We start from the raw sequence: 26,072 nt of genomic DNA, 5'->3' as shown, positions 1-26,072 counted from the left end.
AATTCGATTAAATAGGGCTTTGCATTATGATTTTGACTTGGCATTTCTGGTAGCTATCCTATCAAAAAGACGGTTAATTCGAATAGGGGCAACGCCTTTTCCTGCCCCCTAACGACCTCTTCCTATACCCACGGGAGCGTAGCCGATCAACTCCAATGATACCTCATGACTTGTCAATTGGCTTGAGAGCATAGCGGTTTGATTAGATAACGATCGAATAAAGATGCGAAATCCACGTCTTCCAGACGGCCTCCATCTAAGTAGCCATGATCCCTTGCAAGGCTCAGTGCTGCGCCTCCAGGGGCGGCGACCGGTAGAATTATTGCGTCAGGATGAAATTGCTTAAAGAGCTCATACTCAACCTGAACTCCCTCCATACCCCCTACAAAGACTGCGCCAACTAAGTCACATCGAGACAACATTTCCTGCCGCATAAGATGTAGGCTGCCGGCTAGATCATCAGGCACTGCATCGGTGTAAACGACATTGTCGAATCGCTCATTTTCTTCAGGATACTGGCCTTCGAAAAATCGGCTCTGGTACAATGTAACGGAGCGTGTGTAATCGACGCCCAGATCTTCGCAAATGCTCCAGATCATGGGTGTTATGGCAGGGTGCCCCCCCCATACGATTTTCATTTTTCTTACGACCGCGATGGCAAACTCACGTACAGCACACTGAATCAGGAACGGATCAGCAGTTTCGTAATAATCACCTCGCCCATTGACCGGGACGCTTGCTGAGAGAAAAATAGAATCCACTTTTTAAACCTCCCAATCTGCAAACTGCCAGCCGGCCTCGCATGCTTTCACCCACTTCGTTGCCTGGATGTGCGAGCCGAGCCAATCCATATGATTCAGCCACTGAGGATGTAGCCCCACATGGTCATACAGTATAGCAACTGATTCATCTGGATAGTTCATTGAGGCTTGATGCATGGTTGATGACGTCGGGACCCCGACCGTCGGGTAGACCACTATAATTCGCCCTGTGGGCAGACGAACTTTGATTTCCCGCCCCACTCCCATACCAATGACTTCACCACCTATTGCCTCAATTCCAATGCGCAAATTGCTGACTAGGTTGATAGTCCTCACAGCATGACTTTTGCTGCGCACCGCCTCAAGTTGTAGACAAATTCGGTCGATAGCGGAATTCTCGATACGTCCTGTTCCGCCGTCCAACTCGCCTTCAGCTAACTCAGCAAGGCTTGCGGTACCCAATCCACGAGACTGCTTCGTTTCAGGCCAAGCGACTCGAAGAACACTGATACCTTTCGCGAGAGCCCTCCCAAACTCAGCTGATGTCCAACGACTATTAAAATAGTCAGGAGTATCTAGCATCAACAGCACGTCAGAATCGCAGAGTCTATGCCACAACATGGTCTGAAAATCTTCTGCTGGCGCAATACTATGAGTGTCAAGGAATACGTCGAAATGGCGTTCTGATAGAGCATCGAACATCTGGAGCGCGGCAACTCTGGCTTCATCCCGACGGTAGCTTACGAAGACCCTTCGTTGTTTCGGAAGCAATCCAGCGCATTCAAGAAGAGCTATCGAGACACGCTTAGCACCACCATTTGCGTAGGCCAGACAGTTCAGCGGTCGCAGCAGCTCAGGAATCTCCGCAGATACATGTCGTAGATCGGATACAATTGGAATTACAGGAGTACCGCTGCGAAGCAAGCCCGGTAAACTTGGGTGATCTACGCCCTCTCCTCCAAAAAAGACAACCGCGCTCGATCGTAACTGATTTGGTGTAAACATATCAGGAGCTATTTCCCAACTGATCTCCTGACCGAGTCGTAGCCCGTACATCTCCACTGCAGTTTTAACCGCATCCTCCAAATCGCGCAGTTGCTCGTCTGAAGGGGAGCCTATAACAGCAAGCTGATAGATAGGAAGCATGGTTGCCCTTTTATTCAATTACAGTTATCGTCAAACGGTGTAGTTTCTCAGCTGTATCCGGGGTGCCTCTAGTAGCTTCTCATCGACCCCCAGTTCCATATAAAGCTTATCAACATGATGGAGCCCGCTGATCCTCCTAATGAAATCGGAGTCATCCGGCAGGGTGTAGGAGCTTAGCCACTTCATAAACTGTTCATAATCCATTGAGTAAGTGGATTGAGGGAGTAAGTATCTAAACTCAACGTGTTTACTATCAAACGCGGCTTCTTCTATTTTCCGATAACCCTCCATACCCATCCCGTATTCGAGTTGCTTGCGCTCTGTTCGTTTCACATTTCGTGCAAACATAAGTTCGGAGAAAATCCAGGGAGAGGAAAGTCGCTCCGTATCCGACATGTATTCATCAATTTTGATCGAACTTTCCGTGCCTAAGAAAACGAAAAGCTCAGAGCGATGGATCATCTGCTGGAGCGCTGCGTTTAAGATTAGGTGAACATTAGTTGTCGTTCTGTTCCTCAGTGCGTAGCTATAATTTTCCCAACCTGAAGGGATACAGAAATTGTTATCAATCTTCTGAAGCAACTCATCAGCGTAGCCCCAAACGCATGAATCGACGAAAGGCTTCAGGCCAATTTTTTCTAGGCTTAAAGCAATACGGATAGCCTGCTCTTCATCGTTATGTGAGTGGGAAATGAATACGTCAATCTCCGTCTCTGGGAATACGCTTTGCTGGATTTTCTCTGCATCCAGCAGGTTGTTACCATTCAGCAGGTACTCTTCAAGCCTGATGGCAATGTTGTTTTTTTTTCGCTTTGTAGGATGCGACGTCAGAATCACTCCATTCTGAATTGGACGCAACGACATTTTCAATTTTCAAGTCCAGGAACATACAACCCTCATTTATTTAAAGGAGCTTAGGATTATGTGAACTGATTTCTCGCAAAGTGCCGGTTAAAAACGCTCCCATTCATCGGCATGACGACCATCAAAAAACCTTGAGCGCACTTCTGCAAAGTGTTCTTTTCCTGCTTCATTCCCACGCGCAGCCATTTCCTGAATTGCCTCTCTGTCATCAAGCTTGATTTCGACAGGGGTTTGTTGGTTGATGCGCAAATGACGAGTGGGTCCCAGGAAACTTTCAGCAAGTGCGAGTGCACCGTGCTCCTGTGCAGCAAAAAACAGGTCAGCGCTATGAGGTGCCCATCCAGCTTTGCCCTTCCCCAATTGGTCAGTAAAATCGCTTTCACTGCTGAGTGTTCCAATGCTCAGCACATCGATACGATCCAGTGGAATTTTTAGGTATCTGACAGCTTCCGCAAGCGCAGGCAAAATAGGATTGTTTGCCCAAACTCCCCCGTCAAGGAACGTTTCGAGGGCGATTGGTCCCTCCCATGTCGACTCGTCGAAGAATGTTGGTGCTGCTGACGAAGCCAGGGCCGCATCGACGGCAGAGATATCGCGATACGCAGTACGATCTGGACTGTGAGGCGTTACTATCGCCTCTGCTTGTCCCTGTTTCGCTCTTACAGTAGGTATGACCAGGCGACAGCATGAATCTGCAGCCAGTGTCTTTTCGCCGTACACCTCTATAAGTAGCTGTCGCAAGGTGGTTGAATCATGTTTGGATTTGAGCCAATGTCTCAGCTTTCGATCCTTAGGAAAAATTTGGGGGCCCTTTTCTTCGTAAAAAGCCAGAATTTCACTTGGGTTCAGGCCAAGGGCTAGACCGATGGCAAGGATAGCGCCAGTCGATGTACCTGCAACTAGATCGAAATGGGAGATGATGCCATTACCGCCGCCGGCTTTGAGCATATCGTCCCACTTGGCCAGCACAGCTGCAGTAAATGTGCCCCTCAGTCCGCCACCGTCTAAAGCCAAAATTCGGAAATTTCGGCCTCGAGTTACGTTCCTTCGTGAGAGGGGCAAATTTTTGAGTTGCTCGACAATCAGATCGACAACCGAATCAACATTAGTGCCACGCGCAATGACCTCGTTAGCCTCTTGACCCAGTCCGTTTTTTAGGCGTCTTATTAGCGAAGGCTCTTCATTGAGATAGCCAGTAATCGCGCCGCCAAACCCGGCTGCGACGAACCCAGGCTTTCCAAGCTCCAGCATGGTGTCTAGTTCATTGGGCACACCCGCATTCGCTTTATTGACATCCCACCAGGCGCCACCGACACAGACAATCGCATCTGAGCGATCGGCCATCCAATCGCGCATGGGTGTCAAACCACTTGTCGGATTTCCATCTTCGGACTCTGCCGGAACTATCTCGACAGCCGCATACATTCGTTGATCATCGATTTCAGCAGCATACTGATCTGTAGCGAAGCTTTTTGCTCGTACCAGAGTGAGCGCACCTTTGTCCCCACCAGCATCAATAAAACCTTCGGCTGCCTTTTTTAGAGGAGCGTTAAACGAAGGGTGACTGCCATGTACTATCGTTCCCCCTTCGGTGAAGATTTTTGCTGCAAATTTGCTCACAAAACGTTCAATATCTTCGTTTTGCTCTTTGTTCGAGCCCGAGAGGTGGATTCGCACGCCCGCCAGGCGTTGTTTAACTGCCATTCTAAGTACCCATATTTGTCTAGAGGCATGATTGTCCGCTCAAAGCCGAATAGCTTAGTCAGGATACGGCGTCGCATATCAGTCCGTTCACCTAGAGCTCCCCAGAATCATGAAAACGTACAAACGTAGGAGCTCACGTTGACTAGCGACCAGCAAGTCCAGCAGCTGTTTCAATCCATCCAGGTATGTTTTCTCTGCCGTTCTGAGCTGCGTAATCGTATCTCAGGGCATGGTCTGAAATTTTTGTTACGCCCAAGGTAGTGGGGGCTGTAAACCACAGATCGGATGCAGGAATAGCCAAAGTGTAGTCCTCGTATTTTACCCATTTACCGCTTTTAATTTCAGCAAAGTAAATTTGTCCGTTCGAACAGTAAACTCCGACTTCGGAAAGTGGATCGATTCCTTTTTTCCCCAAAATATTCGAATTGTTTTTTACGCCATGAATGTCAACTGTCAGCAGACCATTTCCTTTCAAAACGCTGCGTACAATTTCGTATCGAACCCAACGCCTGCTAGCAGTGTACTGACCAGCTAAAACACACGTAACTGAAGTATTTTTTAGCCCGTCGCGTAGAAAATTTTTTAGGGCGTTGTCGCTTTCCTTCTGTGATGCTTCGAAAACGCTAGCATCATAGAATCCCACTGATTCTTTATCTTTCCCCACAACCCAGCTGTTTCTGACATTCCACGCGCGCCATGCATCTTCTTGATAGTGAAAAGAAAAGAATGTTTTTCTCGGCATGATTTGCTTCCTTTCGTATTATTTTCTATCTACGTGATCCCAGCATCCGTTGACGGCGACCACTAAAAATACCGTGAGGCACCGTAAGGATGCTGATCTACATCGACAAAGACTTAATGTTCGTAAGGTATCACTATCCATGCTCCTGCGACATAACTCCGGCATGTAATAATGTCGAATAGCTTGCAATTTAATGTGTATTCTTGCGGAGTTGCGAGATTTGAAGGGGCACATGCGATGGCAATCCGAGGCGATTCAGAGCGCTCTGAAATGAAAATGTAACTCGGCTGACTTGTTCCCTACACATTGACTCAACTTTGTTAGTAACTTCCGCTGTTGGCACAGAAATGCCTATTAGAATTGTAAAAATATTCAGATATATATCATTCAACTGAACATACCTGATTAACGGCAGAACCTCACGGTTCTGCCGTTTTAGTTTTATTTTTCAGAGGAGTAGTGATGAACAATTCTAAAGGCCTGCAGCCGCTGCAGAACTCACTTTCTGGCTTACCGCAATGGGTGTCTGAACGCATTTTGCACCAGGTAAGCCAGTTAACCAGTTATGAACCAATGATCGGCATTATGGGCAAAACCGGGGCTGGTAAATCCAGTCTGTGCAATGCTCTGTTTGCCGGTGAGGTATCGCCGGTCAGCGATGTAGCAGCCTGTACCCGTGAGCCACTGCGTTTTCGTTTTCAGGTTGGAGGGCGGTTTATGACACTGGTGGATTTGCCTGGTGTCGGGGAAAGTGGCGCACGTGATACCGAATATGCTGCTCTTTACCGTGAACAGCTTCCTCGCCTCGACTTGGTACTGTGGTTGATCAAGGCTGATGACCGGGCGCTGTCAGTGGATGAGCACTTTTATCACAAGGTGATTGGCGAGGCATACCGGCATAAGGTGCTGTTTGTTATCAGCCAGTCGGACAAGGCTGAGCCCACCAGCAGAGGAGAACGATTATCCACAGAACAGAAACAAAACATGAGCCGTAAAATCTGCCTATTACATGAGTTGTTCCAGCCCGTGCATCCGGTGTGTGCCGTGTCGGTCCGTCTGCAGTGGGGGCTACGGGTGATGGCAGAGCGGATGATTCGCAGCCTTCCCCGTGAGGCCAGTAGCCCCGTGGCGGTACAACTCAGTGCGCCGCTTCGTACCGATGCCGTTAATAAAAAAGCCCGCGATGATTTTGGTGAAACGGTAGGTACATTACTGGATACGGTAAGTTCCATGCCGCTGATACCGCCCCCGGTTCGGACCATCATTCAAACTGTACGCGATACGGTAGTATCTGTCGCCCGTACCGTCTGGAGTTTCTTCTTCTGAATTTTCTTCAATTCTTTGCCATTCTCTGAGCCCTGTCGCCTGTGCGACGGGGCTTTTCTTTATTTAATTTCCGTAAGGAGTCTGCTTATGACCCGTCTGGCTTCGCGCTTTGGCGCAGCAAATATTATCCGTCGTGACCGCCCGTTAACTCATGAAGAGCTGTTTCGCACGGTACCCAGTGTCTTCAGCGAATACAAACACGCTTCACGCAGTGAGCGATACACCTACATTCCGACTATTACTCTGCTCAAGAGCCTGCAACGCGAAGGCTTTCAGCCATTCTTTGCCTGTCAGACCCGGGTACGCGACCCAGAGCGTCGTGAACATACCAAACACATGCTGCGCCTGCGCCGTGAGGGCCAGATTACTGGCAAGCAGGTGCCAGAAATCATTCTGCTCAATTCGCACGATGGCTCCAGTTCGTACCAGATGTTGCCGGGGCTGTTTCGCCAGGTTTGCCAGAACGGGCTGATTTGCGGTGAGACCTTTGGCGAGGTACGTGTTCCGCATAAAGGAGACGTGGTGAGTCAGGTGATAGAAGGGGCGTATGAAGTACTGGGGATTTTTGACCGGGTGGAGGAAAAGCGTGATGCCATGCAGTCGCTGATGCTTCCACCACCAACCCGACAGGCACTGGCGAAAGCGGCGATTACTTATCGGTTTGGCGAAGACCACCAGCCAGTGACCCCGGCACAAGTCCTGACACCACGACGTTATGAAGATTACAGCGATGACCTGTGGACCACCTATCAGCGCATTCAGGAGAACCTTATTAAGGGAGGGCTAAGTGGTCGTAGTGCAAAAGGTGGACGAACCCATACCCGCGCTGTACGCGGCATAGATGGTGATGTGAAGCTTAATAGAGCTCTGTGGGTGATGGCGGAAACCCTGCTGGAGCAGTTGTAACGGGGAGAATTCGACTGTCTGCAGCACTGGTATTGTTACCACCTCGTTAACTATGGACACCACCTGTCCGTTTTCCCTCTCAAGGATTGTTTATAGAACGACCTGACACCGCTGAGGGGCGCGCCTGCTCTCGTATGAGGCAGATGCAAAAAATAGTTCCCGCAGTGTCCATTCCCTGTCCACCCCCCTCTGTAAAGTAATCACATTAATTTCAGTCAGTTAATCCTTCACGGAGAATGTTCCATGACACAGGCAGAACGTCGCCATGACCGGCTGGCGGTCAGACTGTCACTCATCATTGGTCGCCTGGTCGCTGGCGAAACCCTGAGCGTGACGAAGCTTGCCGTCGAGTTCGGGGTCTCGGTTCGCACCCTGCGGCGGGATTTTCGTGAAAGGCTCATGTACCTGGACCTGGAGTACCGTCAGGGTCTCTGTCGCCTGCGTACCGGAGGTAACAGTGCGCAGGGTGAACTGGATGTGCTGACTTTTGCTCACCGCACCGGTCTCGCTGATGTCTTTCCGGGCTTTGACCGCAGACTGGTCAGTGCCCTGCTGGCGTCGGATGATGCACCCTGTCTGGTATGGCAACTGCCACACGGGGTGAGTCCTTCCGGCTCACTGGTGTTTTACCGACTGGTAACCGCCATTACCTCCCGCAAGCGGGTGACGCTGCTGGCCGAGGGGCAACGCTGCGAGAGCCTGGCTCCGTACCGGCTGATTTCGCAGTCAGGCTGCTGGTATCTGGCCGGTGAGTTTCGGGGGCATATCACGGTCCATCCGCTGACGGACATTCACGGCGTCACTGTGCTGAACACCACTTTTACACCCAGAAAAACCATCAGCCAGTTGACCAGTCAGCCTGCTTTCATCCACGCACTTCCTCACTTTAGTTTCATTCGCGAAGCCCTATTACTGACCTCTCCTGACAGAAGTTCAGCGGGCAGTGCTGCTTAATCAACCTCCGGCCTTTGCCGGTATTTCAGAGATAAGGAGAATCATGAACTGGCATTATGAGAAAAATGGTATCCGTCACGACGGTGTCACCGAAGAAGAAATGACGGAGCGTGTTAAACGCGGTGAGCTTACCGCCTCCACACTGGTATGGAAGCCAGGGATGACAGACTGGCAGCCCTTATCTACCACCCCGCTGACGGCCGCGCTGGCGCAGTGCATCACACCACCGGCACTGCCGGGGCACCGCATTCCAGGTGGTGTTGTCTGGACACTGGCTTTTGCCCCATTCATTGGCTACGCGCTTGAACTGTGGACGGCGGGATTGAACGGTATGGATTTTGAGGAGGCCTATGAAGCCGTATCGGGTGGGCAGTACTGGTTTATTACATTACTGCTCAATATCGCCCTGAGCTACCTGGATGAAAGACGCCTGCGTAAAGCCGGAGTGGATACGGCAGCCTTCGGAAAAATGGCGTGGCTGGTGCCGTTCTATCTGTGGCGACGGGCAAAATCATTGGGGCAGAAACCGGCTTATTTCTGGGTCTGGCTTGTCATGCTGCTCCTTACGCTGGTGGCGTGACATATTCCCACCAGCCTTCAACCGGCGGCTTCTCTTTTAAGGAAATTATCATGAAACAACTGTTCCGAACTCTACTGATAACCGGCAGTCTCCTGACCTGTGCCACGGTGCAGGCTACACCCTATAACCGTGTATTACCCGCTGCGGTGAATAACAACAGCGGCAATATTTTCTGGTGCGATGCGCACCGTCAGGTCACAGGAAAATGTGAAGCCATGTTTGCTGACCGTAAAGGAGGAATGGTGACCGTGCGTTCCGCGCCGCGGAAAGACTGTGAGGGTGGCCTGTGGGGCTGGATAACTATCATGCGCGATGAGGCGTCGAAAGGCTTCACCATCACCCCGGACCAGAAATTCGGTGTCACCGTAAAAGACCTGTGTCGTCCCGGAACTATTGCCACCTTTATGCCTAACCATAAAAAGCCGGATTACGACGACCTTGTTGTGCTGTACCAGGGTAAAGAACTGTTCCGCTATAAACGCTTTTAATCATGCCATGACTGGCACCAACAAAATCTGCCGCAACCATGCGCCAATGATGATTCAGGGATTAAACCATGTTCAAGATGATTATTTCATTATCCGCCATTGTGTTGTCTCTTACCGCTTTCGCCGCCAGCGCAGCACAGTTACCCGAACACCTGATGGATAAAGACAATCCGGGCGAGCCATACTGGTGCCAGGGTGACGATATCAACAGCTCAGTCTGCTCGCTGACCGCCGTCAGTGACGACCATAAATTTGCCCTGATTCAGGACTGGCCGGGCACTGCCTGTGCTGATAATAATTTTGGTGTTATCGACCTGGTACATCAGACCGGTATTAATGTGCCCTATGATGGCGGTGACTGTCAGGGTGATGTGAAGGCCGGATTCGTGCGTGGCGTGAAGGATAACGGCCTGTATGTGAAGATTGTCCGGGGCAGCAAAACGTTGCTGATGAACAAAGTTAAAACCGGATACTGATACCGTTATCGACACAAAATAAACAAAGCCCCTGTTGCTCACGCAACAGGGGCTTTTTGCATTTAAGAATCGCGTGATGTCTGAGCCAGTTTCGTCGTTAACGACGACTGAGTAAGAAAAAGAAAATACGCTAACTTTCAATACGGAAAATATGAAATTCAACCAATACATTCATATTTTACTGGTGGCGGGTTCCGCACTGATGACATTAATAACCCTGATTACCTCCGGCAGTCGGGGTTTTCTTTTTTTGTCGCTTAATATCCACCGATAGCCCTGGCAGTTCCGAACGACGAACGCAGTGGTTAGTTTCTATCTTCAGGTAAATGTATCCGCTTCTGGTTATAAAGTCTGCTGAGAGCGAAGAGCGGACATTGGCATATCTGTAAAAGTGAATGGTTCGTATTGCCGGGATACTTACATTTTGTATAAGGCTTCGACACCCATATCAAAACCAGTAACACTCAACCTTTCAAGGCCGTGAGTCAGATCAAGTCGCGACTAATACAGTTAAAGTGGCCAAATTTAGCTATCCGCTTTACTTCAAGCATACTCGGACAAGTCATGTTAACTCTTATCATTGAACTCTTTCCATTTTGCCGTCAACTTATCAGCATCAAGACCTACACGATGCGGTTGCAAGGTTTTACCCTCAAACATAGTTTTGTGGATACAATCAATAGCAAAATGAACCGTTAAATCATCTGGGTTAATCCCCATCAATCCTTTATCAAACATTCGGTGTAGACTTACTTCAAGTAATAGGCCGTTAGAAGTGTTGTTGTTCGCCACTTCTGTTATTGCTTCAATATGTGCAGCTTCTAAGATCCCTTCTGGCAGTGAATAGCCAGTGATAGCACATCTACCATTGAAGTTATCCCAAACACGGCGTTTGAAATCAGCTTGATCTCCAGCATGACGGGCTTTGTGCGTAACTTCAACTGTACGCCCTGTAGCACAGGTATCATTTGCGGCTTCTAAAGGCTTAGTTAGCTCTTCATTAATAGCTATAGCACCTCCATCCATGACAAGAGATGTTTCAATATTAGGTTCCGGTGGTGTTAATGGGCTTATGTATCGATCGCTTAAAAAGATCATACTAGCTTCTTCATCAGTGGCGAGTTTCCAGGCTTCTGATTGTGTCATTGTTAGTAATGCAGTTTGATAAACTTGTTTATTGAAATAGCGTTTATCTTCCTTATCAATTTTCACATTAATAGTAGGGGATTCAATCGAAAGTGTTTTATCACCAATTAATAGATCACGTATTTCTACAGCTTCTTCTAAAGTATCAAACCATTTAGTAATACATTTGCTATTTAGCTTTAACCCCATGAAGGGAAGAGTTACACGGATTGCATTAGGATAAACTTGTAATAAATAACGTTTAGTATCTTCTGGTTTATCAGCCCAAAATGAAATATATCTTTCACCAGTGGTTCTATTAACTCTGCTATCTGTATCTTCGACAGTATCAACAGGAGCTACTACAGGCTTAGTAAGTGGGTTATCTACATGGCCTACGTGATTGTGTCGTAGATGCCACTCTATAGCATCATCTTTTACATGAATCTCGCAGACAGGACATACAACAAGCCCCATAGATGTTACAGGTAGCTTCTTGCCACCGATTAAACGTAATGTACTTGCATTCTGGTTATGTACTTTCTTCTGATTTTGTGTAAGTACACTACGTTTAGCCTCTAAGCGGGTAGGGATCTTAGCAAGATTAAGCGATTTACGGGTATCTTGCCTTTCACGATCATAGATCTGAATCCCTGCTTTAGTTTTGATTTTTGTCCACATGGAATTAGGGAATTTATGCCCGTGTACTTTTTCATAATCAGCATGAGCTTGCAAAGTAGCAGTGGGACTATCTAATCCTTTTTTACGGAGTGCTGTATATTGCTGAAAAAGGTTAATAGCATGGACAGCGATAGCGTATCTAATTTCTCTTAGTTGCTCTTTTTTTGCTGCTTGCTCTGCTTGCAATGCTTTTTGTTCAGGGGTAAGCAACTTCTGTTTGGCTTTCTTGGTTCTTTTCTTGCTCGAAGCTTTTTTGCTGATATCGTTCATTCTGCAAGCCTTTAATCTAATTCATTGAAGAGATCATTCAATTGACCTGCTCCCATTAAACTAACATCGCACGATGTAAGCAACTTCCGCTTCTGGCACTAGACGGACAAGACTAGGGGAATAACTTCTGCTAAGAGCGTGAAGCGGACTTAGCCGCTATCAAGAAGCCCATAATCATCAGGCAATAATAAAGAACTCATAACTAATAACGGTGAGAGCGTCAACGCTCGGCAAACGACTTGCCGTATTACAACTAGAGAAGTGTGCATATTCAGGCTTAATGCATCAGCACGTATTAGAACTGATAACTGTAGTTTACGTTGACGAACCAAAAGTAAGGATCATCATAACTACCTTTGTAAAGTGCAGGAGATTGTACGTGCGAGGACTGCATATGCAGATATGACGCGGCAACCCCAATGTTACTTTGCTGAGTGATTTGGTATTGCGCACCAGTAGCGAAACGCCACTCGTCACCGGTGGGTAACGTGAGTGCGACGTCACTCTGTGAATCGTAAACCGTACTGTCAAACGCAACGCCTGCGTTTAAACGCCACTGCTCCGTCGGGCGAAACTGCGCACCCAGAGCCGTGTGCCAGGAGTCTTTCAGGCGGCTGTTTTTATCGAGATCCCGGCTTGATACAGTTATCTGCGGCGCACCGAACTGGCTCCAGTCCTGCCAGCCAAGATCCCCCATCACAGACCACTGTTTATTTATGTCATGTACCAGACTCAGCATAATTTGCTGTGGTGCCCTCACCTGCGCAGAAATGGGCAGGTCATACTCTACATTGGGCAAGTTCGGGAGCCGGACTTTACCGTCAATATCAAAATTGTATTTGGTTTGACTGGTCCAGGTGATACCTGCGCGGGTTTGATCGGTCAGCTCCATCAGCAGGCCGAGACGATAACTCATTGCCCAGTCGTGATCTTGCTGTTTTTCATCGTTTTCCCCGACGTTACGTGTTAGCGAAAGGAAACCGTAGTTAGCGTTGACAGATCCGCCCACGGAGAGCCTGTCATTGAGTTTATAGGCTACCGAGGGGCTCAGCGTCATGGCAACCATAGTGCTTTTCTTGATCAGGCGCTCCCCCTGCCAGTTACCAAAATCAATGCTTAGCCCATAGTTACCGTAGAGCCCAATCCCCGCGTAGAGATCGTCATTAATCTTTTGGGTATAGAACGCGCTGGCGTTAGGAAATAACTGCATGATATTGCCCGGGCTTTTACGGCCAGTCTCATCCTCAAGTGAGTAAGAGACATCACCATTCATTGCCTGCAATCCGCCGGTAAACATATGCTCCGGTAGCCGTGTCATCCCTGCAGGGTTGGTCACTATAGTGGAAGCGTCCTGAGCACGCGCGGCCTGCCCCGCTCCCGCAAGAGCCGTATCTTCGGTACCAATCTCGTAAAAATAGAGCGCGCTCGCATGAATTGTCTGCGAGAAAAACAGACCGAGACAAATCAACATCGGTTTTTTCATTTTTCACCTGATTATTATTGTCATTATTCAAATAGTTAATGCTAATAACAGCGTAGATTACGCCATTCAAATATCCACTGTTACGATGTTCAGCCCTGCAATATCGATTACATAGCTGAAGCGATTAAATAACCACTAGCCCTGTTTCCAGCGCGTTAGCGAAGAGGCATTCATCGCCAGGCAAACCGCATATTTACATCCAGCTTTAACGTGTTATTTCACTCTTTGCGGAAATATCAAATGTAAAATCTCAAATCTAAACTACTATTTTCAATAACATTCTCAGCCCCGGAGGTTGCAATTTTATGAAAAAGGTACTTTGCCTGAGTATGCTGGCTTTGTGTGTCAGTAATGCATGGGCTGCGGACGCTATCAGTCTTGATAAGGTCCGCGAACTCGAAACGACGCTTGTCGGGAAAAAGGATGTCAGTGTCACCCCTGAAAACTATGCCTTTGCCGAACTCGACGTGGCGATGAACGAAGAAGTGAAACATGGTGCAACGAATACGTTTTATCACCACCGTATGCCGATGGAGATTGATAAGCAGCCTGCGGTATTAATGAACCGCGATACTCTCTATTCTTTTGCCATTATTGATGCTTCTCACGGTGCGACAGTTCACGTTCCTGAAGGGGATGGTCGGTATATTTCTCTGCACGTCATGGATCATGATCACACCACTGAACATGTGTATTACGGCGCAGGCGATTACAAAATTGACCCTGACAAAGCGACTCATTTCCTGGTTCTGAATATTCGAACTCAGGTGAATCCAAACGATCCGGCTGACATCCAGAAAGCACATGTCATCCAGGATGAATATAAGGTCACCTTCCCGGACGGCTACACGCCAAAAGCGTTCAAGATGATTGACTGGAACACAGATGAGCTGAAAAAACTTCAGGCCCATTATCGCCAGCTCGCAGATAAACGTGGCGTCAGTAAAACGTCCGGCCCACGTGGTGATTATCCGCAAGAGGATGTGAATATCGGTGCGGCAGTGGCCACGGGATTACTGCCTGACAAAGATGCCTGGTACTCATTTAATACCTATAAGGTGGATAAAAATACCTGCTATACCGCGACCTATCAGGTTCCGGGAATGGCAAAACCCGATCTCGGTTTTTATTCCCTGACGATTTACGGTGATGACCTTTACCTGCATAACGAAAAAGGGTCCAGTCTTTCTAACAAAGAACTGAAACTCGACTCGGGCGGAAAAACGTTCACCATGTATTATGGTACTGAGCAAACCTGCGGAAAAGACGCGCAAAATTTGCTTATTGCGCCAACGGATAACTGGACACTGGCTTTACGTGTTTATTTCCCAACCCAGGATATTCAGGACAATAAATATAAACTTCCTGAACCAAAGCCGGTGAAGTAATTCATTCCCAGGAGGAAGACTGAGCATTCAGTCTTCCCCGTACCCTGTAGAAGATACCTATGAAAACAACATTACGCGCTTTAGCAATCGCAGTCGCCATGCTAACCAGTTCTGCAGTACTTGCCGTCGATACTGGTGTACAGGCTGACGGACAAGTCACGGCCCAGAACCCTTCGTTCGCCGCGACCAACGGTGTCAAGGTCACTATGGATAATCTTATCCGAGCCGAAACAGCCAAATATTTCGCCGCAGAGACATTAACGTCAGGGGGAAATAAATTCCGCCATGAACGTAAGGGTATTGATCTAAAAAATCAGACGGTTATCCGCTCAAATTTCGATCTGATTTATTCGTACGGAGTTTTCGATACTAAAGAAGGATTAACGGTTTCTGTTCCTGCTTATGATCTTTATCAGAGCGTACATATTTTCGATGAAGATCATTTCACTATCGCCGTGGTTTATCCGGGGCAAACCGTCACCGTTAAACAGTCGGACTTAACACACGGTCGTTTTGTTTATCTCTTCATGCGCACTCAGCCCAGGAGTCTGGACGAAAAAGGAATAGCAGAACTGAATAAGCGGCAGGATATGGTGAAAGTGAGTTTTGGTGGCACGCCTGAACCCTATAAAAGTGACGTGAAATACGATGTTGATTCCTTCAACAAACTGCGTGCTGAAATTGTTCGCCGTGGCCCGAAAGAAGCGGTGATTTATAAAGGTTTTGTCTCTAAAGGGGATAAAATTATCACGCCACAATACCAGTTAGTGAATATTGGCGGTTGGGGTGGGCTACCTGCAAAACACGCTTTTTACTGGGTAGTGGCTCCGTCTGATGAAGGCGCGAAGAATGCACAATGTAGCTCGACCACCATACGTCCTCTTCCCGTTCAGTATGACAAAAATGGTTACTGGTCCTTGACGGTTTACAATGCTGAAGGCTGGGTTAAATCTGACCCATTTGTGATTAATTCACATCATGCCAAAGCGAATAAAGATGGCAGCTACACGCTTCATTTCAACTGTGGCGACAAGGCGATTAACAATTTCCAGACTACGAAGAACTGGAACGCATTAATGCGTGCCTACTTGCCAAATTCCGTTGACGATATTCTTAAATTCTCCAAAGACATGCAGGAGAATCATCCTGTCATTAGTCAGAAATAACCTGCTATTAAGAGAAGTATCGTCAGGTCGACGGTATTTCTCTCCCTCAGGTTAGACCGCCGATAATTATTTATTACCGTGGTGAGGCATAGTCCGTGAATCTAACAAAACTACTTTTTGCACTTTCTCTGCCATTGGTCGCACATGCTGCTGAAGAACACGCACCGGATGCCGCACAGGCAAATAACCCTCTGGCAAATATGACTGCATTCAATATGCAGAACTACTATATCGGCGATATCAGCGGAACGGACAAAGATGCCAACCAGTTCTGGTTTCGCTACGCCCAGCCTTTTTCTCTGGGAGAAAGCAACTGGTTGTTACGTGCTTCTCTTCCCGTTAACACCTATCCTTCTCCGCCTGACGGAGGGCATCAGACCGGGCTGGGTGATCTGAACCTTTTCACGGCGTATCTGATTGATACAGGCAATCCGGCCATCAGTTTTGGCTTCGGACCTCAGCTTACTGCACCAACCGCGACGGAAAATTCTCTCGGCAGCGAAAAATGGTCAGCTGGGCTGGTTAACGTACTCTTCGATGCCAGTTCACCCAAAATTCAGTACGGTTATCTGGCGTCATGGCAGCACAGCTTTGCCGGGGAAGGGGATCGCAGTGACGTAAACCTCGGCGCTTTCCAGCCCTTTGTATTCTATCAACTGGGCGGCGGTACCTATCTGAGATCTGCACCTATCTGGAACTATAACTTCCAGAATGACAGTTACGGCGTCCCTCTGGGGCTGGGCGTGGGGCAGGTCATAAAACAGGGCAAGACGGTTTATAACTTCTTCATTGAGCCACAAGGCTCCGTTGCCGATCGCGGACCCGGGCAACCACGCTGGCAAGTTTTTGCCGGTCTGAACCTTCAGTTCAATTGATACGAAAGCGTGTTACTCACTTATACCAGAGGTCATAATGATAAAAGTAAATGCCATACTGATGACGACATTGATAATGGGCTCTTCAGCATACGCTGCTCAAACAGTTACCCCAGAAAACTATGCCCGTGCCGAAGTTGACCTTTCTTATCAAAACGTGGTTAACGACGTTGGCAGCAATAAATTCCGTCATGATCGCACACTGATGCCGCTGGATAAGCAACCTGCAGTGACCATGAACCGCGACACAATTTACTCCTTTGGCGTCTACTATGTTCCGAATGGCACGACGGTAACGTTGCCAAAATCAAAAGATGGCCGCTACCAGTCGGCAATGATCATGCAGAATGATGACTTCACCGATCAGGTCTTTTATGGCCCGGGTACTTTTGAGATAAAATCAAAAACCGAGTTTGCGGCAATCGTGGTGCGCACTCAGGTGAATCCAGGCGATCCGCAGGATATTGACTATGTCCATAAGTTACAGGATGAAATAACCGTTAAATGGCCTGCAGGTACCAAAGTTAAGTCTTATACGCCCGTAGACTGGGATAAAGACAGCCTGATGACGTTGCGTAAACAGTACCAGGCTGAGGCAGCGAAATTACCTAACTTCAATGACACCGCAGGTGCACGGGGTAAAATTGACCCGAAAATGCTGCGTCTTAGCGCCTCTGTCGCGCTCGGTTTGCTTCCCGCAGAAGACGCAGTTTACCTCTATCGTGATTTTGGTCTGAGCGGGGATAAATGCTACAAAGCTACCTACAGCAAACCAGATTTCAATGAAGGTGGTTTCTTCTCCTTCACGATGTATGGTGCGGATAAATACCTGCACGATGAGAATTCTATTCTGAATAACCGCACCATTAAATTCGATCCGGATGGCAAATTCACTATTTACTATGGTCCTGAAAAGGTCTGCGGTACGCAGAAAAACTGGCTACCTACTCCTGGAGATAACTGGTATCTGGGAATGCGTATTTATCGCCCTGGGGAGTCTGTCATTAATGGTTCTTATACCGTACCGACACCTGTCGAAGTGAAATAAGATTGTGAACGCGGGCCAGGTAAAACTGGCCTTTGTGTATTCCCGAGGTCTTTGCGTCAGGTGTTTCTGTCGGAGTGACTCTTAACACTAAGCGCTCTTTCGGCGGCTATGAGCGAGGAGCAGACGTTATACAATCCGTACACACTAAGATCTTAAGAGGTGGATGGAACCACTAGTTTGGGTACACACAGCCAAATTTCTCATTTTATTTGGATCAGAAAATCCTTTTGACAAATACCACGTAACCCATGAAATGATAATATCGGCAACGTATTTTGCATGATGTAATATCCCTCAGCCGTCAGAAATATACGACGATGATGTCTGAAGTTAGACGTTCTCGTGAGAATGCGAGTACCGAAAGTTGTGCTTTCTAATCTTTCAAAATCCAATGTAAACTACCAACTAATTGGTAGCTAAATTTTTTCCTGAGGATTCACTGAATGGCTAAAACTGCACTCGCCCTGAAAGTATGTCTGGCCATGTTGGCTTTCGCGGCAAACTCTATTCTTTGCCGGTTGGCACTCAAGGGTGGACATATTGACCCTTTTTCCTTCAGCAGCTTACGCTTGCTTAGCGGTGCGTTGGTTCTGCTGCCTTTTCTGTTTCTTCACACCCGCACCTCCCTGTCCGTATGGCGTCCATTAAGTGGGTTCTATCTGATGGTATATGCGGTTCTCTTTTCAGTCGCCTACATCCACCTCGATACGGGCGCCGGGGCGTTGTTACTTTTTGGTGCCGTGCAGTTTGCGATGGTGATGTACGGATTATTTAAGGGAGAGTCACTGTCAGTATTGCGAGCAAGCGGTCTTATGCTCGCATTAGCGGGCATTGCCATACTTTTGTTACCCGGAGCTAAAGCGCCCCCCATTTTTAGCGCGGTTCTGATGATTGTGGCCGGGTTAGCCTGGGCTGCATATTCGATAACGGGGAGGAAGACACAAAACGCGGGTGCATCCACGGCGGCAAACTTTATTATGGCCGTTCCAATGGCGCTCATTCTTTCAGTGCTGTCTATAAAAGAGGGTCACTACGATGCCGCGGGAATTAGTCTGTCATTGCTATCAGGAGCCGTCGCATCAGCCGGAGCCTACGTGCTGTGGTACACCCTTTTACCCTCCCTCGCCTCGATTACGGCAAGCACACTTCAGCTCAGCGTCCCTTGCCTTGCCATGCTGGGAGGGGTCGTGTTTCTCGGTGAATCGTTGACTTCCCGAATGGTATTTTCAGCCCTGGCCGTACTGGTTGGTATAGTGATGGTGACTCAGGAAAAGAAACCGACAGTCTGACCCTCAACGGTTGGCGGAAGTAGCGGTCTGGCGGATATTGTGATTTTCCGATGCGATAGTCAGGCGCGGGGGATCCAGCGTCAGGCCTGCAAAAAAATGCCGCCCGGTGAGGGGCGGCTCATTTGAACGTGCTTTGATTAGCGTCTGACGGCCATGATGCCGGCATCGACGTCCCAGATAGCTCCGGTGACCCATGATGCTTTATCAGACAGCAGGAACAGCATGGTATTGGCTACATCCTCCGCTGTCCCGACACGCCCCAACGGATGGAAGTCGTTCAGAGACTTCATCGCATCGGCGATGTCGGCTTTATCCATGAACCCTTCATAAATTGGCGTATGCACGATTCCCGGTGATACGGCATTCACTCGAATCCCGGCACTGGCCAGCTCTATCGCCAGATTACGCGTCAGGGCATGCAGACCCGCTTTTGCCATGGAATAGGCAGAAGACGGCGAGTCACCCAGCGCAGCCTGTGCGCCAATCGACCCGACGTTGACGATAGATCCTTCCAGCTTCGCCGCCAGCATGTTCTTTACGACGTCCTGCGTAATGAAAAACGTGGCGCGGTTCAGCGAAAGATACATGTCGTAATCGGCAAAGCTGTGCTCGGTGAAATCTTTGGGCATGAAAATCCCGGCAGCATTGACCATCAGGCTGATATCGCGGTGGTTGGTGTTGATTTCCTGACGAATAGTTTCCATGCCTTCTTCTGTCATAAGGTTTGCCGCGATAACCGCAACCGGGCCCAGTGGACTCAGATCTTTTTGCACGGCTTCCGCTTTGTCTTTTTTATTGCCGGTCAGAACAACACTACCGCCTGCTTCGAGCACCATGCGCGCGACAGCCAGTCCCATGCCACTGGTGCCGCCGACGACGAGTAGTTTTTTACCTTTAAAAAATTCACTCATTTTCATACTCCGCTATTTACAGGTAAGAAGTTGACGGCACGGTCAGTGCCGACGGTTGACGGGCTAAATGCTGCAGCCTTCGGTTCCGCAGGTCTGACCCGCAGTGGCTGAAAACTCAGTTTGCTGCTCATCCCATACCTGACGCAGGGCGTTCAAAAAGTTATCTGCGCTCTGAGCACCGCTGATAGCGTATTTTTCGTTCATCACAAAGACCGGGACACCGCTGACGCCGATGGAGCGTGCATGAGCTTCATCTCCGGCAACGGAAGCACGGAAGTCGTCGTTTTCAAGAGCGGCTTCAGCGTCGATTTTTGCCATGCCCGCTTCAACGGCCAGTGCAACCAGTTCATTACGGTCGAAGAGAGAGCGACCCTCAGTGATACTGCCGCGGTAAAAGCGTTCTTCGACGGCATCCGCTATTCCAGCTTTACGCGCGGCAGTCAGAAGGGTGTGCGCATCTTCGGTATCACCAAACATCATGGTGTCGAAGTTGTAGGTGAGGCCTTCAGATTTACCGGCGGTCTCCACCTGATTCATCATCAGTTCTGCCGAATGCTGGCTACCCAGCTTTTTCACGATGGCCTCTCTGAAAGGCATTGTTGGGGTACCGCCAGCCAGACGGTAGCTGTGATGACGGATCACCACCTGATCGCGAAACTCAAAACTGTTCAGCCCCTGTTCAAATCGTTTTTTAGCAATCCAGCACCACGGGCAGACTAAATCTGACCAGATATCAATGGTGAGAGTAGGTTTAAGCGTTTTCATGATGACTCCTCAAAGATTGTGGGACAGACGCGTTAACTTCCCGAAGAACGGCGCCTGCACTGGATTTATTCAGCCTGCCAGACCGGATAATCGGTATAGCCTTTTTCCGGAGAACCACTGACGCCGTAGTACGTGGTACGGTCACTTTCTGCCAGCGGCCAGCCGTTTTGCATTCTTTCGACCAGATCAGGGTTGGCGATGTAAGGGACGCCAAACGCCACTAAATCCAGCTCATCGGCTTCAAGTGCCTGTTCGGCGATATCGCGAGTGAAACCACCTGCAGCGATGATGGTGCCTTTAAACGTGTTGCGGAAACGGCGGCGGAATCCTTCCGGCAGCGGGGCTTTGGTGTACACCGGCTGATAGTAAAGGTGCACATAGGCCAGTTCGCGCTGACCGAGAGCGTCGGTGATGGCTTCCCAGGTTTTCTCTTCACCTTCATACGGTGCGAGGTCATAAATACGGCCGAAGGGAGAAAGGCGCACGGCAACGTGACTGTTACCCACCGCGTCAGCCACGGCATCAATAGTTTCCAGCAGGAAGCGCTGACGGTTTTCCACGGAGCCGCCGTATTCATCGTTGCGGGTGTTTAATTCGCTGCTGAGGAACTGGTCAAAGATGAACCCGTTCGCCGCCATGATTTCCACGCCGTCAAAACCGGCTTCCATCGCCAGACGCGCGGAATGTACAAAGTCGGCGGTGATGCGTTTCACTTCATGGGTTTCCAGTGCGCGTGGCTGGCTTGGCACAACCGGGCCCGGCTCGCCGGATTCGGTCAGCGCAAAAACAGTGGTATTGACCGCCTGAACGGTGCCCGCTGAAACCGGTGCAATGTGGCCCGGCTGAAGAGTGGTGTGAGACATACGGCCGACGTGCCAGAGTTGGGCGAAAATACGGCCACCTTTGGCATGAACCGCTTTCGTCACCTTACGCCAGCCCTGAACGTGTGCGTCATTGTAAATGCCCGGAGTATAGAGATAGCCACGGCCTTCTTCTGAAACAGGCATACCTTCGGTGATGAGCAGACCAGCGGAAGCGCGCTGTGCGTAATACAAAGCCACGACCTCGTCCGGTACGTCATTCATGGTGCGGGTGCGCGTCATCGGCGCCATGATCACGCGATTTTTTAATGTCATGCCAGACAGGTTGTAGGGGGTGAACAGCGTACTCATCGTGGACCTCACAAAGACAAAAATGGTTTATCCCCACAGGGGAATGACAACGTCCGGCAGACTCACCGACTGAACATCGTCGGATTGCAGTTGCGTAAACATCTGATGGCTGGCACTATACCAACCATCTAGTAGGTAGGTCAACGAAAACCATTACGATATTTGTTTAACGCAACGGCCACCTGCGTAAACGCCCGCGAACTCATTGAGGTCATCAACATGCGTAAGTTAACGTCTTATAACGAAGATAATTTCCGGCAGATAGAACAGTACGAGGGAATATCAGTCGTGCGTTTTTCTGCTCCGTGGTGTCCGCCCTGCCAGGCAAGCGAAGAGATGTTCAGTCTGTTTGTAGAACGGCTCGATGATGATATCCAGACAGGAAAGGTCAATGTCGATCAGGCGCCGGTATTGACGACCAAATATGAAATATGGGGTCTACCGTCGGTACTGATATTTCATGAAGGACAACTGGTAAAACGCATACCGGGTGTGAAATCGCCTGCGGTATATGCGCAGGCAATTGCGGACATAAAAAAAGGGCAATAATGCCCTTTTAAAGAGGAAATATTTAACGCTTAACCGCGAGCCTGGCTTACTGCATCCAGGGTACGTGCTGAATAAATGACAGCCGCGCCCGCATTAAGGTTGATCGCAACGCCCAGTGCTTCGGCGATTTCAGCATCCGTTGCGCCGGCTTTCACGGCAGCGTCAGCGTGGAAGGCAATACAGCCGTCACAGCGCGTGGTAACTGCGCACGCCAGTGCAATAAGTTCGCGAACTTTAGCACCCAGAAGATCTGTTTTGTTGCCTGCATTTCCCAGAGCAACCACGCCTTTCATGGTATCCGGGGTTAGCTTGCCGAGTTCACCCAGGCGTTGCATTAAATCTGTGCGGTAATTGTTCCAGTCTAACATTTTGTCAATCTCCGGATTAACGGGTATTAAGGAGCAGCTTTATGTATTTGAGGCTGCTACTAAAAACTTCTGGCCTTGCCGTAGCACGTGCCACGACGCTTGCACCTTCGCAAAGGTTAATGATCATCAAAGCCAGGTCAGAGGGTTCACCTTGCGGCGCAATCTCACCGGCAGCAACTCCACGTGAAACAACGCTCATCAGCCACTCAATCTGCATATCGAAATAGCGCGACGTCTGGTCAGTGATGTTGCTGGGCAGATTGGCTGTCTCAGCTGACAATGCACAGCACAGCGGTAACAGTGATGCGCGATGACTCTGTGCAAAAAGGTCAACATAAGCAGCGATTCTTTGCGCTGCGGTTTTTTCTGAGGCCTCAATCTGTTCAAACACGCGTTGAGTATCCGCCAATGCCTGAATCACCACTTCTTCGCCCAGAATATCTTTGGTCGGAAAGTGGTGATGAATGCTGGCCTTGGTAATACCGACAATTTTAGACAAATCAGCATAACTGAATGCCGAATAGCCTTTTTCGCGCATCAGATGTTCGGCCTCACTGAGCAGCCTTTCCCGCGTCATGGTTGTCATAATTGCTCCATATAATCTACTAGTTGGTAGATTATATTCCTGCATTTTTGGGGTAGCAAGGTGTATCACTGACTAACTATTGTTCTGTCCTGATGGTAACGGCCATCCTGGTTTTCGTGATGGCATCGTTACGTTTTTTACGTCAGATCATTCATTCACACTAAGCGTGTAATCATTTCTACAGGGTTAGCCAGCGTGTCATGGATAGGTGAAGTATTTTTCATTTCGCTGACCAGCGCTTCTAACTCCTCGCGACTTGCAGTCTTGCTCGTCAGGTGAACATCAACGCGAATGGATTTAGCACCTTTACGCACAGTGCTGTTGAGACCGAGGAAGCCATTGAGGTCGATATCGAAATTCAGATCCATCTCAATGCCGTCAAGGTCGATGCCTTTTTCAGCGGCCATCATAGTCAGAGTGGCTGTATAACAACCCGCCAGCGCCTGCATAATGTATTCGGTCGGGCTCATCCCGGTATCGGTACCCAGTAAACCTGCAGGTTCATCCCCGATATTGGAGAATTTACCCACACGGCTGTCATCAACAATACCGTTCTGAATAGTGGCGCCGGTTTCCGTGCGAACGGTTAACCCGCCGTTGGAACGGGCTTTCATCTGGAAAGTCAGATTACCCAGGCCAGGCTGAGTGCGTACGGCTTCACGGGTATTGTGGATCGCAAGTGCGGCTGCAGAAGGTTTAACGGTAGTAGACATAATGGCTCCAGGGATTTCTTAAGGAAAGAGTGTAGTTATCGTTAGCGACAACCAATCAACTAGTAGGTAGGTTAGCGGCGTAAGCTAGACTTGTCCACTGTTTTATGAAAAAGAGTGCAGACAGCCACGACAAACACTTTATTGCACGTTGATTATGTTATTGAGCAGCCTTAACCACAAATAGCTCAATATTGTTGTACATAAATAGAAAACTCAGAAAACCCAACCCTGTTTGACTGGTTATCACGTCGATTTCAACCGACCAACTCCAGTTAATCAGCACCTCAGTTGTGCTTACTATGTCCGTTATTGGCACTAAGCGGAATAGCTAACTGTGCGGGAGGTCAGCTGTGAGCGAAAACCGGAAGTTCGGAATGCATCCTTATATCGAGGTATCTTGAGTTATGGGAGCAAATCACATGCACTGCAGGACTTGGGCCAGATTAATCGTTTTGTTATTCAGGACGGATGCTTGTGCATCTGTGTATTCAATAAGAAAAATGTACATATCTGCAGTAGCAAAAAAAGAGCTGCTTTACCATTTCACATAAAACAGCCCTGTATTTCTCTTATAGCTTAGCGATTAAAAATCAACGAGTTCTAACTGACGCGCCATATTTAATTCATTACGCTCCACTATTTCTTCAACAATTTTGCCGGATGTATTGAACCTGAAATAGGTCAGGCTGGTCCAGGTGACATCCCTGCCTCTGACGTCAAAACCGTTCCACGTATTAGAGCCTGTCGCCACATGAGTCAGGGCCACAACAACCTGGTCGTCAGCAACAACCTCTTTTTGAAATGTCGTCACAATAGTCTTATAGCGGTCGGTCACATTCTCGCGCAGCCCTTTTTTAAAAACTTCAAGACCGACTAGTGGCCCGGGGCAGTCAGGACGATGAATCACCACGTTTTCATCAAAAAATTCATTCACGCGTTCGACATCTTTTCCGTCTACACAGTATTTAAAATAGGCTTTAACCACATCCAGGTGAGTCATCTTCATTTCTCCGGGTTAATTAATCAGGGCCCCACCCTCAATATCCACTACCGAGCCGGTGACAAAGGGGTTATCCATGACAAACAGATACCCTTTTGCCAGGTCTTCTGCACGACCATACCTTTTGGCCGGTAGATTTTCTGCCGCCCGCGCCAGCATCTGTTCACGTGCTTCCGGAGCCATACCTGCGTAGGCTTCAGTATCTGTCAGCCCCGGACTGATGGCGTTAACGCGCAGAGGAGATAACTCTTTTGCCAGCATTTTCACTGCAGCTTCCAGAGCCGCATTCATCGTGGTTTTCACCAGGGTGCCGGGAACGGTACGACGGGCAAGAAAACCGCTGGTCAGGGTCAGTGTTCCTCCGGGTTTAATTTTCCCGCTCAGATGACGGGCAACCGCAAGACTGCCCCAGAATTTGGTATCAAACGCCTGTTTTGCGGTCTTCAAATCCAGGGTGGTGAATGCGCCACCCGGCGCCTGGGAGCCCGCCGTCACCACAATGTTGTCCACCGGTTCAAGCGTCCGGGCCAGGCGCTCAAGTTGCGCTTCATCGGCGATATCCAGTACCAGGCTTTCCGCTGTCGCACCGGTTGTCTGAAGTTGCTGACAGGCATGTTGAAGTTTATCGTGATGGCGACCGGCAAGAATAATATGCTCCCCACGGGTTGCCAGAAGCTGTGCCACGGCGAAACCAATCCCCGTAGCGCCACCAAGAATGAGTGTGCGTTGTGTCATG

General features: G+C 48.9%; 27 protein-coding genes. 12 read left to right on the top strand and 15 right to left on the bottom strand.

Annotated elements, in window-relative coordinates:
- Positions 1-173 precede the first annotated feature (173 nt).
- The 5 genes from D6029_RS20220 to D6029_RS20200 all read right to left on the bottom strand — a co-directional run bounded on the left by D6029_RS20220 (position 174) and on the right by D6029_RS20200 (position 5,217).
- A complete protein-coding gene (locus tag D6029_RS20220; RefSeq protein ID WP_120066485.1) occupies positions 174-761 on the bottom strand; it encodes an SLOG domain-containing protein in 588 nt (195 codons plus the stop codon).
- A gap of 3 nt (positions 762-764) precedes the next feature.
- Positions 765-1,907, bottom strand: a complete 1,143-nt coding sequence (locus tag D6029_RS20215) for a toll/interleukin-1 receptor domain-containing protein (RefSeq protein ID WP_120066484.1) — start codon at positions 1,905-1,907, stop codon at positions 765-767.
- A 30-nt stretch (positions 1,908-1,937) separates the two neighbouring features.
- Positions 1,938-2,777, bottom strand: a complete 840-nt coding sequence (locus D6029_RS20210; RefSeq protein WP_244212435.1) for a toll/interleukin-1 receptor domain-containing protein — start codon at positions 2,775-2,777, stop codon at positions 1,938-1,940.
- 81 nt (positions 2,778-2,858) lie between these two features.
- Positions 2,859-4,475: a CBASS cGAMP-activated phospholipase gene (locus D6029_RS20205; protein ID WP_120066483.1), complete on the bottom strand. Its 1,617-nt coding sequence runs from the start codon at positions 4,473-4,475 to the stop codon at positions 2,859-2,861.
- A 142-nt stretch (positions 4,476-4,617) separates the two neighbouring features.
- The gene (locus D6029_RS20200) at positions 4,618-5,217 is read right to left on the bottom strand and encodes a TIR domain-containing protein (RefSeq protein ID WP_120066482.1); all 600 of its coding nucleotides are present in this window, start codon (positions 5,215-5,217) and stop codon (positions 4,618-4,620) included.
- A gap of 462 nt (positions 5,218-5,679) precedes the next feature.
- Here D6029_RS20200 and D6029_RS20195 point away from each other — a divergent pair, with 462 nt between their 5' ends.
- The 6 genes from D6029_RS20195 to D6029_RS20170 all read left to right on the top strand — a co-directional run bounded on the left by D6029_RS20195 (position 5,680) and on the right by D6029_RS20170 (position 9,947).
- Positions 5,680-6,543 carry a GTPase family protein gene (locus D6029_RS20195; RefSeq protein WP_120066481.1) on the top strand — a complete coding sequence of 288 codons (864 nt, stop codon included), beginning with the start codon at positions 5,680-5,682 and terminating at the stop codon, positions 6,541-6,543.
- A gap of 87 nt (positions 6,544-6,630) precedes the next feature.
- On the top strand, positions 6,631-7,449 hold the full coding sequence (locus D6029_RS20190; protein WP_120066480.1) for a DUF932 domain-containing protein: 819 nt from the start codon (positions 6,631-6,633) through the stop codon (positions 7,447-7,449).
- Positions 7,450-7,692: 243 nt separating this feature from the next.
- Positions 7,693-8,403, top strand: a complete 711-nt coding sequence (locus D6029_RS20185) for a DeoR family transcriptional regulator (protein WP_120066479.1) — start codon at positions 7,693-7,695, stop codon at positions 8,401-8,403.
- Positions 8,404-8,446: 43 nt separating this feature from the next.
- Positions 8,447-8,983, top strand: coding sequence for a DUF4339 domain-containing protein (locus D6029_RS20180; protein ID WP_120066478.1), 537 nt, complete (start codon positions 8,447-8,449; stop codon positions 8,981-8,983).
- A gap of 50 nt (positions 8,984-9,033) precedes the next feature.
- Positions 9,034-9,471: a hypothetical protein gene (locus D6029_RS20175; RefSeq protein ID WP_120066477.1), complete on the top strand. Its 438-nt coding sequence runs from the start codon at positions 9,034-9,036 to the stop codon at positions 9,469-9,471.
- Between the two features lie 77 nt (positions 9,472-9,548).
- Positions 9,549-9,947 carry a hypothetical protein gene (locus D6029_RS20170; protein ID WP_418230279.1) on the top strand — a complete coding sequence of 133 codons (399 nt, stop codon included), beginning with the start codon at positions 9,549-9,551 and terminating at the stop codon, positions 9,945-9,947.
- A gap of 567 nt (positions 9,948-10,514) precedes the next feature.
- Here D6029_RS20170 and D6029_RS20165 read toward each other — a convergent pair.
- Together D6029_RS20165 and D6029_RS20160 are read right to left on the bottom strand one after the other, a co-directional pair.
- Positions 10,515-12,023 carry an HNH endonuclease signature motif containing protein gene (locus tag D6029_RS20165; protein ID WP_120066475.1) on the bottom strand — a complete coding sequence of 503 codons (1,509 nt, stop codon included), beginning with the start codon at positions 12,021-12,023 and terminating at the stop codon, positions 10,515-10,517.
- A 295-nt stretch (positions 12,024-12,318) separates the two neighbouring features.
- Entirely contained in the window at positions 12,319-13,506 is a 1,188-nt protein-coding gene (locus D6029_RS20160; protein WP_120066474.1) for an OmpP1/FadL family transporter, read from the bottom strand.
- A gap of 305 nt (positions 13,507-13,811) precedes the next feature.
- On the opposite strand from D6029_RS20160, the gene D6029_RS20155 reads away from it, so the two are divergent.
- From D6029_RS20155 to D6029_RS20135, 5 genes are all read left to right on the top strand, one after another.
- Positions 13,812-14,894 (top strand): DUF1254 domain-containing protein, encoded by a 1,083-nt coding sequence (locus tag D6029_RS20155; protein WP_120066473.1) that lies wholly within the window; start codon positions 13,812-13,814, stop codon positions 14,892-14,894.
- 59 nt (positions 14,895-14,953) lie between these two features.
- On the top strand, positions 14,954-16,060 hold the full coding sequence (locus D6029_RS20150; RefSeq protein WP_120066472.1) for a DUF1254 domain-containing protein: 1,107 nt from the start codon (positions 14,954-14,956) through the stop codon (positions 16,058-16,060).
- 95 nt (positions 16,061-16,155) lie between these two features.
- Entirely contained in the window at positions 16,156-16,935 is a 780-nt protein-coding gene (locus D6029_RS20145; RefSeq protein WP_120066471.1) for a hypothetical protein, read from the top strand.
- A gap of 37 nt (positions 16,936-16,972) precedes the next feature.
- Entirely contained in the window at positions 16,973-17,983 is a 1,011-nt protein-coding gene (locus tag D6029_RS20140; RefSeq protein ID WP_120066470.1) for a DUF1214 domain-containing protein, read from the top strand.
- A 443-nt stretch (positions 17,984-18,426) separates the two neighbouring features.
- A complete protein-coding gene (locus D6029_RS20135) occupies positions 18,427-19,272 on the top strand; it encodes a DMT family transporter (RefSeq protein ID WP_120066469.1) in 846 nt (281 codons plus the stop codon).
- Between the two features lie 137 nt (positions 19,273-19,409).
- Here D6029_RS20135 and D6029_RS20130 read toward each other — a convergent pair whose 3' ends face one another.
- The 3 genes from D6029_RS20130 to D6029_RS20120 all read right to left on the bottom strand — a co-directional run bounded on the left by D6029_RS20130 (position 19,410) and on the right by D6029_RS20120 (position 22,120).
- Complete coding sequence (locus D6029_RS20130) at positions 19,410-20,183, bottom strand: SDR family NAD(P)-dependent oxidoreductase (RefSeq protein WP_120066468.1); 774 nt, start codon at positions 20,181-20,183, stop codon at positions 19,410-19,412.
- Positions 20,184-20,246: 63 nt separating this feature from the next.
- Positions 20,247-20,948 carry a DsbA family oxidoreductase gene (locus D6029_RS20125; protein ID WP_116162960.1) on the bottom strand — a complete coding sequence of 234 codons (702 nt, stop codon included), beginning with the start codon at positions 20,946-20,948 and terminating at the stop codon, positions 20,247-20,249.
- Between the two features lie 65 nt (positions 20,949-21,013).
- Positions 21,014-22,120 (bottom strand): alkene reductase, encoded by a 1,107-nt coding sequence (locus tag D6029_RS20120; RefSeq protein ID WP_120066467.1) that lies wholly within the window; start codon positions 22,118-22,120, stop codon positions 21,014-21,016.
- A 219-nt stretch (positions 22,121-22,339) separates the two neighbouring features.
- Between D6029_RS20120 and D6029_RS20115 the strand changes: the two genes are divergently transcribed.
- Positions 22,340-22,669, top strand: coding sequence for a thioredoxin family protein (locus tag D6029_RS20115; RefSeq protein ID WP_120066466.1), 330 nt, complete (start codon positions 22,340-22,342; stop codon positions 22,667-22,669).
- A 29-nt stretch (positions 22,670-22,698) separates the two neighbouring features.
- Here D6029_RS20115 and D6029_RS20110 read toward each other — a convergent pair whose 3' ends face one another.
- From D6029_RS20110 to D6029_RS20090, 5 genes are all read right to left on the bottom strand, one after another.
- Entirely contained in the window at positions 22,699-23,037 is a 339-nt protein-coding gene (locus tag D6029_RS20110; protein ID WP_016246488.1) for a carboxymuconolactone decarboxylase family protein, read from the bottom strand.
- A 16-nt stretch (positions 23,038-23,053) separates the two neighbouring features.
- Positions 23,054-23,623, bottom strand: a complete 570-nt coding sequence (locus D6029_RS20105) for a TetR/AcrR family transcriptional regulator (protein ID WP_120066465.1) — start codon at positions 23,621-23,623, stop codon at positions 23,054-23,056.
- A 155-nt stretch (positions 23,624-23,778) separates the two neighbouring features.
- Entirely contained in the window at positions 23,779-24,336 is a 558-nt protein-coding gene (locus tag D6029_RS20100) for an OsmC family protein (protein WP_120066464.1), read from the bottom strand.
- A gap of 583 nt (positions 24,337-24,919) precedes the next feature.
- Positions 24,920-25,336 carry an ester cyclase gene (locus D6029_RS20095; RefSeq protein ID WP_208642700.1) on the bottom strand — a complete coding sequence of 139 codons (417 nt, stop codon included), beginning with the start codon at positions 25,334-25,336 and terminating at the stop codon, positions 24,920-24,922.
- Positions 25,337-25,351: 15 nt separating this feature from the next.
- Positions 25,352-26,071 (bottom strand): SDR family oxidoreductase, encoded by a 720-nt coding sequence (locus D6029_RS20090; protein WP_120066462.1) that lies wholly within the window; start codon positions 26,069-26,071, stop codon positions 25,352-25,354.
- Between the last annotated feature and the right edge of the window lies 1 nt (position 26,072).

The sequence above is a fragment of the Buttiauxella izardii genome, from assembly GCF_003601925.1.
Taxonomy (GTDB): domain Bacteria; phylum Pseudomonadota; class Gammaproteobacteria; order Enterobacterales; family Enterobacteriaceae; genus Buttiauxella; species Buttiauxella izardii.
This window is presented reverse-complemented; position numbering and strand designations above follow the sequence as displayed.